The sequence below is a fragment of the Streptomyces sp. NPDC089919 genome (assembly GCF_040684615.1).
GTDB lineage: Bacteria > Actinomycetota > Actinomycetes > Streptomycetales > Streptomycetaceae > Streptomyces.
Genome location: NZ_JBFBGK010000004.1, coordinates 53,546 through 70,531, shown reverse-complemented (window position 1 = coordinate 70,531; position 16,986 = coordinate 53,546). Strand labels below are relative to the sequence as shown.

14 protein-coding genes are annotated in these 16,986 nt (G+C 69.6%); 9 read left to right on the top strand and 5 right to left on the bottom strand.

Going from position 1 to position 16,986, the window contains the following annotated elements; genetic code table 11:
• The first annotated feature begins 8 nt into the window (after window positions 1-8).
• Together AB0O40_RS03120 and AB0O40_RS03115 are read left to right on the top strand one after the other, a co-directional pair.
• Window positions 9-1,067: an ABC transporter ATP-binding protein gene (locus AB0O40_RS03120; RefSeq protein ID WP_365035038.1), complete on the top strand. Its 1,059-nt coding sequence runs from the start codon at window positions 9-11 to the stop codon at window positions 1,065-1,067.
• Complete coding sequence (locus tag AB0O40_RS03115) at window positions 1,060-2,175, top strand: dipeptide ABC transporter ATP-binding protein (protein ID WP_365035036.1); 1,116 nt, start codon at window positions 1,060-1,062, stop codon at window positions 2,173-2,175. The genes AB0O40_RS03120 and AB0O40_RS03115 overlap by 8 nt, the downstream gene beginning before the upstream one ends.
• A gap of 282 nt (window positions 2,176-2,457) precedes the next feature.
• Here AB0O40_RS03115 and AB0O40_RS03110 read toward each other — a convergent pair whose 3' ends face one another.
• Entirely contained in the window at window positions 2,458-3,033 is a 576-nt protein-coding gene (locus AB0O40_RS03110) for a hypothetical protein (RefSeq protein WP_365035034.1), read from the bottom strand.
• Window positions 3,034-3,359: 326 nt separating this feature from the next.
• Here AB0O40_RS03110 and AB0O40_RS03105 point away from each other — a divergent pair, with 326 nt between their 5' ends.
• From AB0O40_RS03105 to AB0O40_RS03075, 7 genes are all read left to right on the top strand, one after another.
• Window positions 3,360-4,289, top strand: coding sequence for a GNAT family N-acetyltransferase (locus tag AB0O40_RS03105; RefSeq protein WP_365035032.1), 930 nt, complete (start codon window positions 3,360-3,362; stop codon window positions 4,287-4,289).
• Between the two features lie 107 nt (window positions 4,290-4,396).
• Complete coding sequence (locus tag AB0O40_RS03100; RefSeq protein ID WP_365035030.1) at window positions 4,397-6,022, top strand: ABC transporter substrate-binding protein; 1,626 nt, start codon at window positions 4,397-4,399, stop codon at window positions 6,020-6,022.
• A gap of 82 nt (window positions 6,023-6,104) precedes the next feature.
• Complete coding sequence (locus AB0O40_RS03095; protein ID WP_365035028.1) at window positions 6,105-7,028, top strand: ABC transporter permease; 924 nt, start codon at window positions 6,105-6,107, stop codon at window positions 7,026-7,028.
• Window positions 7,021-8,013, top strand: coding sequence for an ABC transporter permease (locus AB0O40_RS03090; protein ID WP_365035026.1), 993 nt, complete (start codon window positions 7,021-7,023; stop codon window positions 8,011-8,013). The genes AB0O40_RS03095 and AB0O40_RS03090 overlap by 8 nt, the downstream gene beginning before the upstream one ends.
• A gap of 13 nt (window positions 8,014-8,026) precedes the next feature.
• Window positions 8,027-9,010 (top strand): ABC transporter ATP-binding protein, encoded by a 984-nt coding sequence (locus AB0O40_RS03085; RefSeq protein WP_365035024.1) that lies wholly within the window; start codon window positions 8,027-8,029, stop codon window positions 9,008-9,010.
• Entirely contained in the window at window positions 9,003-10,082 is a 1,080-nt protein-coding gene (locus AB0O40_RS03080) for a dipeptide ABC transporter ATP-binding protein (RefSeq protein ID WP_365035023.1), read from the top strand. Before AB0O40_RS03085 ends, AB0O40_RS03080 begins: the two co-directional genes overlap by 8 nt.
• Window positions 10,083-10,321: 239 nt before the next feature.
• Window positions 10,322-11,719: an FAD-linked oxidase C-terminal domain-containing protein gene (locus AB0O40_RS03075; RefSeq protein WP_365035021.1), complete on the top strand. Its 1,398-nt coding sequence runs from the start codon at window positions 10,322-10,324 to the stop codon at window positions 11,717-11,719.
• 93 nt (window positions 11,720-11,812) lie between these two features.
• On the opposite strand, the gene AB0O40_RS03070 is transcribed toward AB0O40_RS03075, so the two are convergent.
• The 4 genes from AB0O40_RS03070 to AB0O40_RS03055 form a co-directional block, all read right to left on the bottom strand.
• Complete coding sequence (locus AB0O40_RS03070; RefSeq protein ID WP_365035019.1) at window positions 11,813-12,937, bottom strand: oligopeptide/dipeptide ABC transporter ATP-binding protein; 1,125 nt, start codon at window positions 12,935-12,937, stop codon at window positions 11,813-11,815.
• On the bottom strand, window positions 12,934-14,022 hold the full coding sequence (locus AB0O40_RS03065; RefSeq protein WP_365035017.1) for an ABC transporter ATP-binding protein: 1,089 nt from the start codon (window positions 14,020-14,022) through the stop codon (window positions 12,934-12,936). The genes AB0O40_RS03070 and AB0O40_RS03065 overlap by 4 nt, the downstream gene beginning before the upstream one ends.
• Window positions 14,023-14,032: 10 nt before the next feature.
• Window positions 14,033-15,010 carry an ABC transporter permease gene (locus tag AB0O40_RS03060; RefSeq protein WP_365035015.1) on the bottom strand — a complete coding sequence of 326 codons (978 nt, stop codon included), beginning with the start codon at window positions 15,008-15,010 and terminating at the stop codon, window positions 14,033-14,035.
• A 100-nt stretch (window positions 15,011-15,110) separates the two neighbouring features.
• Window positions 15,111-16,919, bottom strand: coding sequence for an ABC transporter substrate-binding protein (locus AB0O40_RS03055; RefSeq protein WP_365035014.1), 1,809 nt, complete (start codon window positions 16,917-16,919; stop codon window positions 15,111-15,113).
• Between the last annotated feature and the right edge of the window lie 67 nt (window positions 16,920-16,986).

The following is a 16,986-nucleotide window of genomic DNA, read 5'->3' as shown; positions in this document are numbered from 1 at the left end:
GGGCGTACATGACCACCATCGACAAGACCGCGACGGTCCCCGCCCCCCGTGACGGGGCGTCCCACGAGGGCCCGCTCCTCGAAGTCCGCGACCTGCACGTGGAGTTCCACACCCGGGACGGCATCGCCAAGGCCGTCAACGGCGTGAACTACACCGTGGACTCCGGCGAGACCCTGGCCGTCCTCGGCGAGTCCGGCTCCGGCAAGTCCGTGACGGCCCAGGCCATCATGGGCATCCTCGACATGCCCCCCGGCAAGATCCCGCAGGGCGAGATCCTCTTCCGCGGCCAGGACATGCTCAAGATGGGCAACGAGGAGCGCCGGAAGATCCGCGGCCAGAAGATCGCGATGATCTTCCAGGACGCGCTCTCCTCGCTCAACCCGGTGCTCAACGTCGGCTACCAGCTCGGCGAGATGTTCCGCGTCCACGAGGGCATGTCCCGCAAGGACTCGAAGGCCAAGGCCATCGAGCTGATGGACCGGGTGAAGATCCCCGCCGCCAAGGCCCGGGTCAACGACTACCCGCACCAGTTCTCCGGCGGTATGCGCCAGCGCATCATGATCGCCATGGCGCTGGCCCTGGAGCCGGACCTGATCATCGCGGACGAGCCCACCACCGCCCTGGACGTCACCGTCCAGGCGCAGGTCATGGACCTGCTGGCGGAGCTCCAGCGCGAGATGAACATGGGCCTGATCCTGATCACCCACGACCTCGGCGTGGTCGCCGACGTCGCGGACAAGATCGCGGTCATGTACGGCGGCCGGATCGTCGAGACCGCCCCGGTCCACGAGATCTACAAGCGCCCCGCGCACCCGTACACCAAGGGTCTGCTGGAGTCGATCCCGCGCCTGGACCAGAAGGGCCAGGAGCTCTTCGCGATCAAGGGCCTGCCGCCCAACCTGCTCAACCTCCCGAGCGGTTGCGCGTTCAACCCGCGCTGCACCGCCGTCCAGGACATCTGCCGGACGGACATCCCGGTGCTGAGCGCGGTCACCGAGCAGGACGGCAGCGAGCTGCCGGGCCGCAAGAGCGCCTGCCACTTCTGGAAGGAGACGATCCATGGCTGAGCCCATCAAGAACGACGTGAGCACCGAGGACGCCGTCTCCGCGGAGGCGGTCGAGGCCGCGATCAGCGCGCCCGTGGCCAAGGGCGAGCCGATCCTCCAGGTGCGCAACCTGGTCAAGCACTTCCCGCTGACCCAGGGCATCCTGTTCAAGAAGCAGGTCGGCGCGGTCAAGGCCGTGGACGGCATCTCCTTCGACCTGTACCAGGGCGAGACCCTGGGCATCGTGGGCGAGTCCGGCTGTGGCAAGTCCACCGTCGCCAAGCTCCTGATGACGCTGGAGAAGGCCACCGCCGGCGAGGTCTTCTACAAGGGCCAGGACATCACCAAGCTGTCCGGCCGCGCCCTGAAGGCCGTCCGCCGCAACATCCAGATGGTCTTCCAGGACCCGTACACCTCGCTCAACCCCCGTATGACGGTGGGCGACATCATCGGCGAGACCTTCGAGATCCACCCCGAGGTGGCCCCGAAGGGCGACCGGCGCCGCAAGGTGCAGGAACTGCTCGACGTCGTGGGTCTGAACCCGGAGTACATCAACCGCTACCCGCACCAGTTCTCGGGCGGTCAGCGCCAGCGCATCGGCATCGCCCGCGGCCTCGCGCTCAACCCCGAGATCATCATCTGCGACGAGCCGGTCTCGGCCCTGGACGTCTCCGTCCAGGCGCAGGTCGTCAACCTGATGGAGAAGCTGCAGGACGAGTTCAACCTCTCCTACGTCTTCATCGCGCACGACCTCTCGATCGTCCGGCACATCTCGGACCGCGTGGGTGTGATGTACCTGGGCAAGATGGCGGAGATCGGCACCGACGCGCAGATCTACGACCACCCGACCCACCCCTACACCCAGGCGCTGCTGTCGGCCGTCCCGGTCCCGGACCCGGAGGCCCGCGAGCACCGCGACCGCATCATCCTGACCGGTGACGTCCCGTCGCCCGCCAACCCGCCGTCGGGCTGCCGCTTCCGCACCCGCTGCTGGAAGGCTCAGGACAAGTGCTCCGAGGAGGTGCCGCTGCTGGCGATCCCCGAGCGCTTCAAGGGCTCGGACTCGCTCGCCGCGCACGAGTCGGCCTGCCACTTCGCGGAAGAGCGGGACGTGCTCCACACGGCCTGATCACCGCACCGCGCACGCGCAGGGCGCCCGGTCCTCATGGACCGGGCGCCCTGCGTCGTACGAGGAGACAGTGGCCGGGGTCGGCGGAATGGGCCTCCAGCTGCATTCACAGACGAGCCGGTGGCGCGCGGCGCCAGAGCTGTCCTCACAGGATGGCCGCACTGGCCGCAGGCGTGATGTGGAGTTGACCGCCGACGCAGGGCCGCCCCTCGGTGAGCCTCTTCGGGTTATGTGAAATGCCGTCGTGGACCGTGCAGGTGTCCTGCACGGTCCACGTGATGGTTACGCGGGTTCGTTGTGGGTGTACGTGCCGGGCCGCACCTTGAAGACGAAATTGCCCCGGCCGTAGCACCAGACCGGTTCCCCGGACGCGGCCATGTCTGTGCTGAAGTTGACCACCAAAAAGATTGCCTTGGCTCGCGCCTCACCGGCGGGAATAACCTTGTTTACGGTGTAACGCTTGGTCTGCGAGCGGTTGGGGACGTACTTCGGGATGCTATACGGGACACCCCACACCTGCTTGCCGTCAGTGCCGCGGCTGATGTGAATTCCGCCGATCTGGGTCGTCTTGCCGCCGGTCAGCTCCAGGTCGAAACTCTTGATCTCGACACTGGTCGCGGTCACCTTGCCGACGTTGTAAGTCACTCGCCCGAGGAAATACGATGCATTTGTGCATCCCCTCTGGCCGCGGCTGTCATCACCGGCGAGCGAGCTCTTGACTGAATTCGGCGTGGAGCTCTTGGCGATGATGGTGGATGCGCCCGGCGTTACTGCTGCGACAGCCGGCGTGACCGCCATCATGACGGCGGCGCCGGCCGCAGTCGCGGTCGTCGCAATTGCCGTGACCTTCTTATTCATATGAACCCCACCCTGAACGATTTGTGGTTGATCGAACCTTCGTCGAATAACGTTTCCGCTGTGGCGGCTCACTGAGTCCACCAAATTGAGGTGCCCGCGGCAAGGTATTTGAGCATCTGCTGAGGTGCGCTCTTCGTTCTGGCGTGTTCCCGGACATTGCTTGACTTATTTTTTATGGTTCGGCGAAAAAGATCTCTTGGTGGCCGAATCCGTCCGCTCGGTGCTGCCTGTCGGAGATCGTTCGACGCCATGGGCGGCCAAGTCGACGGCTCTGCGATCACCAAATGGGTTTGCGGGGGGCCGGGCGGGGGGCCGACAGTGGGGCGATGGTGACCGTACGGCCCGCCGGGCCCAATGACGCGTCCGACATCTGCGCGCTGATGAACGCCGTGGACCTGTTCGAGATCGGCCGGCCGGAGACCGACCTCGCCGAGGTCGAGGCCGACCTGCTGCACCCCGAGATGGACCTGGCCGAGGACTCCTGGCTGGCCTTCGAGGGCGGGGCGCTCGTCGCGTACGCCTGCCTGTGGTGCGACGGCGACCCGGAGCGGATCGACGGGGACCACTACGTCCTGCCGGACCACCAGGGCGCCGGGCAGCGGCTGCTGGCGCTGCTGGAGGCCCGGGCGCTGGCGCGGGCCCGGGCGGCCGGCGCGGCCCGGGCGGTGGTCCACCTGAACCTCCACACGGCCCCCAGCCTCGACCTGGAGCTGCTGGCCGGCCGGGGCTGGCAGCGGGTGCGCCGGCACTACGTCATGACCGTGGGCCTGGCCCCGCACGCCGCCGCGCCCGTCCCGCCGCCGGGCCTGACCCTGCGCGAGGCCACCGCCGAGGCGGACCGGCGGATCGCGCACGCCCTCCTCATGGAGACGTTCCAGGAGCACTTCGACCACCAGTGGCGCAGCTACGAGCAGTGGCTCGACGACCTCGGCGCGACCCGCGGCGAGGGCCCCGACTGGTCGCTGGTGTGGCTGGCGGCCCTGGCGGGGCACGGCGACGTGGCCGTCCTGGTCAGCCGCGACGACCGGGCCGCCATGGGCTGGGTGCGCAGCCTGGGGGTGCGGGCCGAGCACCGCGGCCGGGGCATCGGCGGGTACCTGCTGCGGCACGCCTTCGCGGTGTACGCCGGGCGTGGCCGGGACACCCTGGGCCTGGGGGTGGACACCCGCAACGCCACCGGCGCCCTCGCCCTCTACGAGGCGCACGGGATGCGTCCGCACTACGCCGTGGACACCTGGGAGATCACCTTGCGCTGACAGCCGGGTGACGCCGGGTCCGTTCAGCCGCGCAAAATGTGCAGAGAGATGCCTTTTGGGGTGATATTGGCGCCAAGTGAGTCTTGGGACCCCATAGGAGGCACTCCATGCGCGGAGCCACCCACGCGAAGTGGGCCGCATGTGCGGTGGCCGTCGCCCTCTCGGCGACGGCCTGCGGCGGCGGAAGCGACAGCGGTGGAGGGGGCGACGGCATCGTCAGCTCCTCCTGGGGTGACCCACAGAACCCGCTGGAGCCGGCGAACACCAACGAGGTCCAGGGCGGCAAGGTCCTGGACATGCTCTTCCGGGGCCTCAAGCGCTACGACCCCAAGACCGGCGAGGCCAAGGACATGGTCGCCGAGAAGATCGACACCACCGACCAGCAGAACTTCACCGTCACGCTGAAGGACGGCTGGAAGTTCAGCAACGACGAGCCGGTCACCGCGCACTCCTTCGTGGACGCCTGGAACTACGGCGCGGACGTGCGCAACAAGCAGAACAACTCGCCCTTCTTCTCCGACATCGTCGGCTACGAGGACCTGCACCCGGAGAGCGGCGACCCGAAGGCCAAGACCATGAAGGGCCTGGTCGTCAAGGACGACAAGACCTTCACCGTCGCCCTCAAGGAGAAGTTCTCCACCTGGCCCGAGACCCTGGGCTACCAGGCCTTCTCCCCGCTGCCCAAGGCCTTCTTCACCGACCACGCCGGCTGGCTGAACAAGCCGGTCGGCAACGGCCCGTACACGGTGGACTCATACACCAAGGGCACCGGCATGAAGCTGCGCAAGTGGGACGGCTACACGGGCGACGACAAGGCCCAGAACGCCGGCGTGGACCTCAAGGTCTACACCGACAACAACACCGCCTACACCGACCTGATCGCCGGCAACCTCGACCTGGTCGACGACGTCCCGGCGCAGCAGCTCAAGAACGTCAAGAGCGACCTCGGCGACCGGTACATCAACCAGCCGGCCCTGATCATCCAGACCGTGGTCTTCCCGCTCTACGACGCCGCCTGGGGCAAGGCCGGCATGGAGAAGGTCCGCCGGGGCATCTCGATGGCCATCAACCGCGACGAGATCACCAAGCAGATCTTCCAGAACACCCGCACCCCCGCCAAGGACTTCACCTCCCCGGCCCTCGGCGACAAGGGCGGGTACAAGGACAGCATCTGCGGCGACGCCTGCACCTTCGACCCGGCCCAGGCCAAGAAGCTGATCGAGGAGGGCGGCGGCCTGCCCGGCGGCAAGATGACCCTCACCTCGAACGTCGACACCGGCTCGCACCGCGAGTGGATGGACGCCGTCTGCAACAGCATCAACAACGCCCTGGGCAAGGGCCCGGTCTGCACCGTCAACCCGGTCGGCACCTTCGCCGACTTCCGCAACCAGGTCAGCGGCTTCAAGATGAGCGGCCCCTTCCGCTCCGGCTGGCAGGCCGACTACCCGCTGATCCAGAACTTCCTCGAGCCGCTGTACTACACCGGCGCCTCCTCCAACTACGGGAAGTTCAGCAACAAGGACTTCGACAAGCTCGTCGACGAGGCGAACCAGGAAAGCGACTCCGCCAAGGCCGTGGGCAAGTTCCAGGACGCGGAGAAGATCCTCGCCGAGCAGATGCCGGCCATCCCGCTCTGGTACCAGAACGGCAGCGCCGGCTACTCCGACCGCGTGAGCGACGTGGCCCTCAACCAGTTCAGCGTCCCGGTCTACGACCAGATCAAGGTCGGCTGACCCCGCCACTCGCAGTGGCGCAGCCCGGCGGGCGGCACTCCGCGCCGCCCGCCGGGGCCCCCTCAACCCTGGAGGCGTCAACATGGGACGCTATGTGATCCGGCGGCTGCTCCAGATGATCCCGGTGTTCATCGGCAGCACCTTCCTGATCTTCTTCATGGTGTACGCGCTGGGCGACCCGGTCGCGGCCCTCTTCGGCGACAAGGCGCCCGACCCCGCCACCGCCGCCCGCATCCGCAAGGACCTGTACCTCGACCAGCCCCTGTGGAAGCAGTACCTGCACTACATGGGCCAGATCTTCCAGGGCGACTTCGGCACCGCCTTCAACGGCCAGAAGGTCACCGAGCTGATGTCCACGGCCTTCCCGGTCACCCTGCGCCTGACCCTGGTCGCCATCGTCATCGAGATCATCGCCGGCATCACCTTCGGCGTGGTCAGCGGCCTGCGCCGGGGCCGGGCCGTGGACACCACCCTGCTGGTGCTCACCCTGATCGTGATCTCGGTCCCGACCTTCGTGACCGGCTACCTGCTCCAGTACGTCCTCGGCGTGAAATGGGGCTGGGTACGGCCCACCGTCTCCTCGGACGCCCCGCTCAACGAGCTGATCCTGCCCGGCGTGGTGCTCGCGCTGGTCTCCCTCGCCTACGTCACCCGGCTCACCCGCACCTCGATCGCCGAGAACGTCAAGGCCGACTACGTCCGCACCGCCGTCGCCAAGGGCCTGCCCCGCCGCCGGGTCATCACCCGGCACCTGCTGCGCAACTCGCTGATCCCGGTCGTCACCTTCATCGGCACCGACATCGGCGCCCTGATGGGCGGCGCCATCGTCACCGAGCGGATCTTCAACATCCACGGCGTCGGCTACCAGCTCTACCAGGGCATCCTGCGCAACAACGCCCCCACCGTGGTCGGCTTCGTGACCATCCTGGTGATCGTCTTCCTGCTGGCGAACCTGCTCGTCGACCTGCTCTACGCGGTCCTGGACCCGAGGATCCGTTATGCCTGAGCCGTACGACCCGCTGAAGCCCGGCGACCGGGAGGCGATCGCCCCCACCGGACAGGGCGGCGCCATGGACCTGGCGATCGAAGAGGCCGAGAGCCTGGAGAAGGGCCCCGGGACGGGCGGGCCGGCCGCGCCGAACGAGAAGGCCCGCAGCCTGTGGTCCGACGCCTGGCACCAGCTGCGCCGCAACCCGGTCTTCATCGTCTCCTCGCTGCTGATCCTCTTCCTGGTGGTCATCGCCATCTGGCCGCAGCTGATCGCCTCCGGGGACCCGCTCCAGTGCGACCTGTCCAAGTCCCAGCAGGGCTCGGCCCCCGGCCACCCCTTCGGGTACGACACCCAGGGCTGCGACGTGTACACCCGCACGGTCTACGGCGCCCGCGCCTCCATCACCGTCGGCATCTGCGCCACCGTCGGCGCCGCCCTGCTCGGCTCCCTGCTCGGCGGCCTGGCCGGCTTCTTCGGCGGCTGGTGGGACGCCCTGCTCTCGCGGATCGCCGACATCTTCTTCGGCATCCCGGTGGTCCTCGGCGGCCTGGTCTTCCTGTCCGTGGTCACCAGCACCACCGTGTGGCCGGTGGTCGGCTTCATCGTCCTGCTGGGCTGGCCCCAGATCGCCCGTATCGCCCGCGGCTCCGTGATCACCGCCAAGCAGAACGACTACGTCCAGGCCGCCCGGGCGCTCGGCGCCGGCAACGGCCGGATGCTGCTGCGGCACGTGGCGCCCAACGCCGTCGCCCCGGTGATCGTGGTCGCCACCATCGCGCTCGGCACGTACATCGCCCTCGAGGCCACGCTGTCCTTCCTCGGCGTCGGCCTGCGCCCGCCCACGGTCTCCTGGGGCATCGACATCTCCAACGCCGCGTCCCAGATCCGCAACGCCCCGCACATGCTGCTCTACCCGGCCGGTGCGCTGAGCCTGACGGTGCTGGCGTTCATCATGCTCGGCGACGCGGTGCGCGACGCCCTCGACCCCAAGCTGCGCTGAGGAGTTGGGCCCAATGCTGCTCGAAGTCCGCGACCTGCACGTGGAATTCAAGACCAGGGACGGGGTGGCCAAGGCCGTCAACGGGGTCAACTACTCGGTGGACGAGGGCGAGACCCTGGCCGTCCTCGGCGAGTCCGGCTCCGGCAAGTCGGTGACCGCCCAGGCCGTGATGGGCATCCTCGACATGCCCCCGGGCCGGATCCCGCAGGGCCAGATCCTCTTCAAGGGCAAGGACCTGCTCACCATGAAGGAGGACGAGCGGCGCAAGGTGCGCGGCGCCGAGATGGCGATGATCTTCCAGGACGCGCTCTCCTCCCTGAACCCCGTGCTCACCGTCGGCGCGCAGCTGGGCGAGATGTTCGAGGTGCACCGGGGCGCCTCCCGCAAGGACGCCCGGGCCAAGGCGGTCGAGCTGATGGACCGGGTGAAGATCCCGGCCGCCAAGCAGCGGGTGGGGGACTACCCGCACCAGTTCTCCGGCGGCATGCGCCAGCGCATCATGATCGCCATGGCGCTGGCCCTGGAGCCCTCGCTGATCATCGCGGACGAGCCCACCACCGCCCTCGACGTCACCGTCCAGGCCCAGGTCATGGACCTGCTCGCGGAGCTCCAGCGCGAGCTGAACATGGGTCTGATCCTGATCACCCACGACCTCGGCGTGGTCGCCGACGTGGCCGACAAGATCGCGGTCATGTACGCCGGGCGGATCGTCGAGGCCGCCCCGGTCCACGAGATCTACAAGGCCCCGGCGCACCCGTACACCAGGGGCCTGCTGGACTCGATCCCCCGGCTGGACCAGAAGGGCCAGGAGCTCTACGCCATCAAGGGCCTGCCGCCCAACCTGCTGGCCATCCCGCCCGGCTGCGCCTTCAACCCGCGCTGCCCGATGGCCCAGCCGCTCTGCCGCACCGACGTGCCGCCCCTGTACGAGGTCACCGAGTCGCCCGTGCCCCGCACCAGCGCCTGCCACTTCTGGAAGGAGTGCCTCCATGCCTGAGGCGATCCTCGAGGTCCGCGACCTGGTCAAGCACTACCCGCTGACCCAGGGCATCCTCTTCAAGAAGCAGATCGGCGCGGTCAAGGCCGTCGACGGGGTCTCCTTCGACCTCGGCGCGGGGGAGACCCTGGGCATCGTCGGCGAGTCCGGCTGCGGCAAGTCCACCGTCGCCAAGATGCTGGTCAACCTGGAACGCCCGACCGCCGGCGCCATCTCCTACAAGGGCGAGGACCTGACCAAGCTCTCCGCCCGCGCCCTGAAGGCCGTCCGCCGCAACATCCAGATGGTCTTCCAGGACCCCTACACCTCGCTCAACCCCCGCATGACGGTCGGCGACATCATCGGCGAGCCGTACGAGATCCACCCCGAGGTGGCCCCCAAGGGCGACCGGCGCCGCAAGGTGCAGGACCTCCTCGACGTGGTCGGCCTCAACCCCGAGTACATCAACCGCTACCCGCACCAGTTCTCCGGCGGCCAGCGCCAGCGCATCGGCATCGCCCGGGGCCTGGCCCTGCGGCCCGAGATCATCGTCGCCGACGAGCCGGTCTCCGCCCTCGACGTCTCGGTCCAGGCGCAGGTGGTCAACCTGCTCGAGCGGCTGCAGGCGGAGTTCAGCCTCTCCTACGTCTTCATCGCCCACGACCTGTCGATCGTCCGGCACATCTCCGACCGGGTGGCGGTCATGTACCTCGGCCGGATCGTGGAGACCGGCACCGACACCGAGATCTACGACCACCCCACCCACCCCTACACCCAGGCCCTGCTGTCGGCCGTGCCGGTGCCCGACCCGGGCGCCCGGGCCCACCGCGAGCGGATCATCCTCACCGGCGACGTGCCCTCCCCGGCGAACATCCCCTCCGGCTGCCGCTTCCGCACCCGCTGCTGGAAGGCGCAGGAGCGGTGCGCGCAGGAGGTGCCGCTGCTCGCGGTGCCCGCCGAGTTCAGGCTGAAGGGCGGCCCGGCCGCCCACGACTCCGCCTGCCACTTCGCCGCCGAGAAGCAGGTCGTCCCCCAGGAGGGCGAGCTCCCGCCGCCGCCGGCCCCGCCCCCGCCGCTCGGCAAGGAGTCCTGACGCAGTGCCGACTCACCCCTGAGATGGATCCGCGAGGCCCCCGGTGGACACCACCGGGGGCCTCGCCCCTTGTGCCGGGCGGCCTGAGCGGGGCCCTGTACCAGGCCGGGCGGATATGCGGGGCGATTTTGCCAAGATCCACGGAGCGTGCTGGATTGATCACCGACCGTCGAGGTCCGGTCGCCGGCCCGCCCGGCCACCGCCGAACCTCCGTCCCGTCACGCCCGGAAGGCCTTCGGATGCCCCTCGCAGACCTGATCGAGCACCTCCTGCCCCGGCTGCCCGGCGACGCGCTGGTCACCGACCCCGCCCAGCTCCTCGCCCACGCCCGTGACGCCGCCCCGTTCTCCGACGGGGGCACTCCCGCCGTCCTCGCCCTGCCGGACACCCCCGAGCAGGTCTCCCACATCCTGCGCACCACCTACGAGTTGGGCGTACCGGTGGTCCCGCAGGGCGCCCGCACCGGCCTGGCCGGGGCCGCCAACGCCGTCGACGGCTGCCTGCTGCTCTCCACCGCCCGGATGGACCGGATCCTCGCCATCGACCCGGCCAACCGGCTGGTCCGCTGCGAGCCCGGCGTGGTCACCCGGCACCTCAACGAGGCCGTCGCCCCGCACGGCCTCACCTACCCGCCCGACCCGGCCTCCCGGGACCGCTGCACCATCGGCGGCAACATCGCCACCGACGCCGGCGGGGTCTGCTGCGGGAAGTACGGCACCACCGCGGACTACGTGCTCGGCCTGGACCTCGTCCTGCCCGACGGCCGCCGTACCCGCACCGGCCGCGACACCGTCAAGGGCGTGGCCGGCTACGACCTGACCCGGCTGGTGGTCGGCTCCGAGGGGACCCTCGCCGTGGTGGTCGGCGCCACCCTCGCGCTGCGTCCGCTGCGGCCGCCGGCCCTCTCGCTGCTCGCCCGCTTCCCGAGCCTGACCACCGCGGGGGACGCGGTGGCCGCCCTCACCGCCACCGGGTACGTCCCCTCCGCGCTCGAACTCCTGGACCGGGCCACCTCGCGGGCCGTCCACGCGCTGGGCCACCCGCTGATGCGGCCGGACGGCGCGGCCACGCTGATCATCGAGAGCGACGGCGGCGACCCGGCGGGCGAACTGGCCGAGATGGCCGCGCTCTGCCGGGCGGCCGGTGCGGCGGAGGTGACCGTGGCCGCCGACCCCGCGGAGTCCCGGCGGATCACCGAAGCCCGGCGGCTGGTCACCCCGGCCCTGGCGGCCGTCGCCGCCGGGCTGCCCGGCGATGCCACCGTGCTCGTCGAGGACGTCGCCGTACCCCGCTCCGAACTGCCCAAGTTCATCGGCACGACCGAGGAGATCGCACACCGGCACCGGCTGCGCCTCTACACCCTCGGCCACGCGGCGGACGGCACCCTGCACCCCGCCGTCGTCTTCGACCGGGCCGACCCCGACGAGAGCCACCGGGCCCGGCTCGCCTACGACGAGATCATGGCCGCCGCACTGGCCCTGGGCGGCACCACCACCGGCGAGCACGGCATCGGCACCCTCAAGCGCGACTGGCTGGCCCGCGAACTGGACCCCGCCTCCCTGGAACTCCAAAGAGGCCTCAAGCGCCTCTTCGACCCCAAGAACCTCCTCAACCCCGGCAAGGTCGTCCAGGCCTGAACGGGCCCGCCGCGCACGCGTCGGGCCCGGTCCGCCGGGGTTCGGGGTGGGCGGACCGGGTCCGGCGTCCGGTGGAGGCCGGCCGGGCTCGGGTCAACGGGTCTCGGTGGCCTCCTCGATCGCGGCCAGGGCGGGATCGAGGACGATGTCCTCACCCCGGTCCGCGGTCGTCGGTTCCTCGGGGAAGTGGCAGGCCGTCAGGTGGCCGTCCCGGTTCCCCGCCAGCCGTACCAGCGGGGGCTCCTCGGCCGCGCACTTCTCCTGCGCCTTCCAGCACCGGGTGCGGAACCGGCACCCGGAGGGCGGGTCCACCGGCGAGGGCACGTCCCCCGCGAGCCGGATCCGCTCCCGGCCGCCGCCCGCCTCCTCGTCCGAGAGCACCGCCTCCGGCACGGCCGAGAGCAGCGCGTGCGTGTAGGGGTGGCGCGGGCGCAGGTAGATGGAGTCCCGGTCGCCCGACTCGATGATCTTCCCCAGGTACATCACCGCGAGCCGCTGCGAGAAGTGCCGCACGATCGCCAGGTCGTGGGCGATGAAGACGAAGGCGATGCCCAGCTCCCGCTGGAGTTCCTGGAGCAGGTTGACCACCTGCGCCTGGATCGACACGTCCAGCGCCGAGACCGGCTCGTCCGCCACGATCAGCCGGGGCTCCAGGGCCAGCGCCCGGGCCACCCCGATGCGCTGCCGCTGCCCGCCGGAGAACTCGTGCGGGAAGCGGTTGTAGTGCTCCGGGTTGAGGCCCACCGTCTCCAGCAGCTCCCGCACCCGCCGCTCCCGGCCGCCCGGCGGCTCGATGCCGTTGATCTCCATCGGGCCCTTGATGATCGAGCCGACGGTCTGCCGCGGGTTCAGCGAGGAGTACGGGTCCTGGAAGATCATCTGGATCTCGGAGCGGACCGGGGCCAGCTGCCGCCGGCCGGCGTGCGTGATGTCCTGCCCGCGGTACCGGATCGAGCCGCCGGTCGGTTCCAGCAGCCGGGTCAGCAGCCGCCCGGTGGTCGACTTCCCGCAGCCGGACTCGCCGACCAGCCCGAAGCTCTCGCCCGGGTGCACCGTCAGGTCGATCCCGTCCACCGCCTGGACGGCGCCGACCTTCCTCTTGAAGGGGAAGCCGCCCATGATCGGGAAGTGCTTGGTGAGCCCCCGGGCGACCAGCAGCGGCTCGCCGGCCGGTCCGGCCGCCTCCCGCGGCGCGGGCAGGGTCCTCTCATCGCTCATGGCGTCTGGCTCCTCGGGCCCCGGCCGGTCAGCCGCGGCATGATCCGCTCGGTGTACAGGGTCCGCTTCTGCTCCGCGCTCAGGTGGCAGGCGCTGGCCCGGCCGTCCGCCAGTACCGGCCGGACGTCCGCGCAGCGGCCGCCGCCCACCTCGGCGGTGAAGGCGCAGCGCGGGTGGAAGGCGCAGCCGGAGGGCGGCGAGAGCAGGCTCGGCGGGGTGCCCGGGATCGGGGTCAGCGTGGTGCCGACGTCCGAGCCCAGCCGCGGCATCGAGCTCAGCAGGCCCCAGGTGTAGGGGTGCTGCGGTGCGCGCAGCACCTCGCGCACCGCGCCGCGCTCCACGGCCCGGCCGCCGTACATCACCAGGATGTCGTCGGCGGTGTTGGCGATCACGCCGAGGTCGTGGGTGATGAAGACGATCGCGGTGCCGAACTCCTGCTGGAGGTCGCGCAGCAGGTCCAGGATCTGCGCCTGCACGGTGACGTCCAGCGCGGTGGTCGGCTCGTCGGCGATCAGCAGGTCCGGGTCGCAGACCAGCGCCATGGCGATCATCGCGCGCTGCCGCATGCCGCCGGAGAACTGGTGCGGGTAGTCCTTGGCCCGCAGCCGGGGGTGCGGGATGCCGACCTTGCCCAGCATCTCCACCGCCCGGTCCCAGGCCTCCCGCCGGGAGGCGCCGGTGTGCTTCATGTACGGCTCGGCGATCTGGCGGCCGATCGTGTAGTACGGCGACAGGGCGGTCAGGGCGTCCTGGAAGATCATCGCCATCTTGTTGCCGCGCAGCTTCTCCAGCGTCCGCTCCGGGGCGCCGGTCAGCTCCTGGCCGTCCAGCACGATCTCCCCGGCGATCTCGGTGAACTGCGGGTTGTGCAGGCCCAGGACGGTCAGGTTGGTCACCGACTTGCCCGAGCCGGACTCGCCGACGATGCCCAGGGTCCGGCCGCGTTCGAGGTCGAAGGAGAGCCCGTCGACGGCCTTGACGATGCCGTCCTCGGTCCGGAAGCGCACGTACAGGTCGCGCACCGAGAGGAAGGCCCCCGGCGCCGCGCCCGGCGCGCCGCCGGCTTCCTTGGTCAGGGTGGTCACGCGCTCTCTCCTAGGCCAGCCGCACGCGCGGGTCGATGAAGGCGTACAGGGCGTCCACGACGATGTTGAAGAGCAGGATCATGGCGGCGCCGAAGAGCATCACGCCCAGCAGGAGCGGCAGGTCGGAGTCGGTGACCGCGTGCACCGAGAGGTTCCCGAGGCCGGTGAGGCCGAAGGTGTACTCGGTGATGATCGCGCCGCCGAGCAGCGAGCCCAGGTCGATGCCGAAGATGGTGATGATCGGCACCAGCGAGCCGCGCCAGGCGTACCGGAAGAAGACGTACCGCCCCGACATGCCCTTGGCGCGGGCGGTCTTCACGTGCTCCTCCTGGAGCTGTTCGACCATCGTGGAGCGGGCCATGCGGGTGTAGTTGCCGGTGAAGATCGTCGACAGGATCACCCAGGGCAGCAGCAGCCCGGTGAACCAGTGCAGCGGGTCGTCGGTGAAGTTCGTGTACTTGGGCTGGGGCAGCAGCTCGGTCTGGAAGACGAAGAGGGCCAGCGCCATCGGGCCGAGGAAGTAGATCTGCATCGAGCTGAGCACCAGCGACCCGCCGCTGAAGATCTTGTCGGTGAGGGTGCCGCGCTTCCACGCGGAGACCATCCCGGTGCCCAGGCCGACCGCGAGGAAGCAGACCGAGGCGCCCAGGGTCAGCGACAGGGTGACCGGGAAGCGGTCGGTCAGCAGCCCCCAGACCGGCTCCGACTTGGCGAAGGAGTAGCCGAAGCAGGGTGCCGGACAGGGCCCGAGGTCGAAGTCCCGCCCGACGAAGAGCCCCTTGAGGAACTCCCAGTACTGGACCGGGACGGGCTTGTCGATGCCGAGGTTCTTGTGGATCACCGCCAGGGCGTCCGGCGTGCAGGTCTTGCCGCAGGCCAGCAGCGCCGGGTCGTGGGGGATCGCGAAGAAGAGGTAGAACGTGAACACGCTGATCAGCAGCAGGATCACGAGGGAGCCGAGGATCCGGCGGAGGAGGAAGCGCAGCATCAGTGGGCAGCTCTCAGCGGCGTGGGCGGGGCGCCCCCGGGGTCGGGGGGCGCCCCTGGGAAGGGGTGGCGCGGGCTCCTTCACGAAGAGCGTGCGCGGGCTACTTCACGAAGACCTTGCGCGGGTCGATCGCGCCGATGACGTCGTCGTAGACGACCCCGCCGACACCCGAACCGGCGATCTGGGTCTGCTTGTAGTAGCCGGTGGGCACCACGTTGACCACGTTCTCCAGCAGGTACTTGTTGACCTTGTTCCACTCGGTGGCGGCCTTCGCGGCGTCCGTGATCGCGTTGATCCGGTCGATGTCGGCGTTCACCTTGGGGTCGTTGACCTGGGAGTAGTTCTGCGCGCCGTCCTGGATCTGGCGGCCGTCGTACAGCGGCGGGATGACGGTCGAGGCCGAGGGCCAGTCCGCGCCCCACGCGGTGTGGAAGATGTCGTACTTGTTGTTGATCTTGCTGACGACGTCGTAGTACGTGTCCTTCGGGATCTCCTGGCGCTGCACGTCGAAGCCGGCCTTCTTCAGGCCCTCCGCCATGCCGGTGGAGTACTGCTGGCCCTCGGGGGTGTTGATGTACCCGAAGGTCAGCTTCATGCCGACCTTGCCGGCCTCCTCGAGGAGCTTCTTGGCCTTCGCCGGGTCACCGGCCGGGTGCTCCTTCTTGCCGTACGGGTCGTAGCCCTCCTCGAAGCCGGAGACGGTCGGCGAGATCAGGCCGCCCGCGATGCCCATCGCGTCCTCGCCGCCGTAGGCGCGGACGAAGGGCGAGACCGGCAGGGCGTAGGCGATGGCCTTGCGGACCTTGACGTCCTGGAGCTCGGGCTTGTGCATGTTGATGTTCATCTGGCCGACGTACGGCTGGAAGCCGGAGACCGTGCGGGCCTTGAGGGCCGGGTCGGCCTTCACCTTGGCCAGGTTGGTCGCGTCCACCTGGTTGCTGAAGCTCAGGGCGGTCTTGTTCTCGCCGGTGTCGGCGATCAGCCGGCGGCTGGAGTCCTCGAACTGGTGGTTGAAGGTGATGTTGAACTGGTCGGGGTAGGCGTTGCGGATCGGGTCCGTCTTCGGGTCCCAGTTCGGGTTCCGGACCAGGGTCATCGACTTGTCGGACTTGAATTCCTTGATCTTGTACGGGCCGGAGGTCACCGGGGCCTTGTCGTAGGCCTTCTGGGTGTCGCCCTTGGCCGAGACCACGCTGTATCCGGCCATCGCCAGCGCATAGGGCAGGTCGCCCTTGGGCTGGGCGAAGTGGAAGACCACCTTCTTGTCGTCCGGGGTGTCCAGGATCGTCGCGGGCAGGTGCGCGCCCTTGTACGGGCCGTCCGGCAGCAGCTTGCGGTACTCGGCGCCCGGCTTGTCCGCCATCCACTGCTGGATGAAGGTCGGGCCCTCGGTGATGACCGGGGAGAACAGCCGCTCGAAGGTCTGCCGGACGTCCTTCGAGGTGATCGGCGTGCCGTCGGCGAACTTGATCCCGTCCTTGAGCGTGTACGTCCAGGTCTTGCCGCCGTCGGAGGGGGTGCCGCTGTCGGTGGCCAGGTCGCCGACGACCGTGTGGCCCTTGCCGGTGGCGTCCGCCTTGTAGCCCGTCAGGCCGCGGTGGATCAGCTGCGAGAGCTCCATCTCGTCCGAGACGTAGATCTGGCCCGGGTCCAGGTGCGAATAGCTGTCCCGCTGGAAGACGTTGAGCTGGCCGCCGGGCTTGGCGCCCGCGACCGGGGCGGCCGGACCGGTGGACGCGGCGGCGTCACCGAACTTGATCTGCGCCTGCTGGCTCTTGGCCTTCTCGTTGTCCTTCGAGCTGTCGTGCTTGGAGCCACCGCCCCCGCCGCCGCAGGCCGTGAGCGCGAGGGCGCTCGCGGCGACCACCGTGATGGCGGCGTACGCTCTGCGTCCACCTTGAGGAGTCACTGTTCCACCTGCCGTCCGTCATCGAAGAGATGTCAGCCATCCGGTGCCTGGGCGCGAACGCCTCGGC

Coding starts and splice junctions, on each gene's coding strand:
- AB0O40_RS03120 (WP_365035038.1), top strand. CDS start 9: ATGACCACCATCGACAAGACCGCGACGGTCCCCGCCCCCCGTGACGGG.
- AB0O40_RS03115 (WP_365035036.1), top strand. CDS start 1,060: ATGGCTGAGCCCATCAAGAACGACGTGAGCACCGAGGACGCCGTCTCC.
- AB0O40_RS03110 (WP_365035034.1), bottom strand. CDS start 3,033: ATGAATAAGAAGGTCACGGCAATTGCGACGACCGCGACTGCGGCCGGC.
- AB0O40_RS03105 (WP_365035032.1), top strand. CDS start 3,360: ATGGTGACCGTACGGCCCGCCGGGCCCAATGACGCGTCCGACATCTGC.
- AB0O40_RS03100 (WP_365035030.1), top strand. CDS start 4,397: ATGCGCGGAGCCACCCACGCGAAGTGGGCCGCATGTGCGGTGGCCGTC.
- AB0O40_RS03095 (WP_365035028.1), top strand. CDS start 6,105: ATGGGACGCTATGTGATCCGGCGGCTGCTCCAGATGATCCCGGTGTTC.
- AB0O40_RS03090 (WP_365035026.1), top strand. CDS start 7,021: ATGCCTGAGCCGTACGACCCGCTGAAGCCCGGCGACCGGGAGGCGATC.
- AB0O40_RS03085 (WP_365035024.1), top strand. CDS start 8,027: ATGCTGCTCGAAGTCCGCGACCTGCACGTGGAATTCAAGACCAGGGAC.
- AB0O40_RS03080 (WP_365035023.1), top strand. CDS start 9,003: ATGCCTGAGGCGATCCTCGAGGTCCGCGACCTGGTCAAGCACTACCCG.
- AB0O40_RS03075 (WP_365035021.1), top strand. CDS start 10,322: ATGCCCCTCGCAGACCTGATCGAGCACCTCCTGCCCCGGCTGCCCGGC.
- AB0O40_RS03070 (WP_365035019.1), bottom strand. CDS start 12,937: ATGAGCGATGAGAGGACCCTGCCCGCGCCGCGGGAGGCGGCCGGACCG.
- AB0O40_RS03060 (WP_365035015.1), bottom strand. CDS start 15,010: ATGCTGCGCTTCCTCCTCCGCCGGATCCTCGGCTCCCTCGTGATCCTG.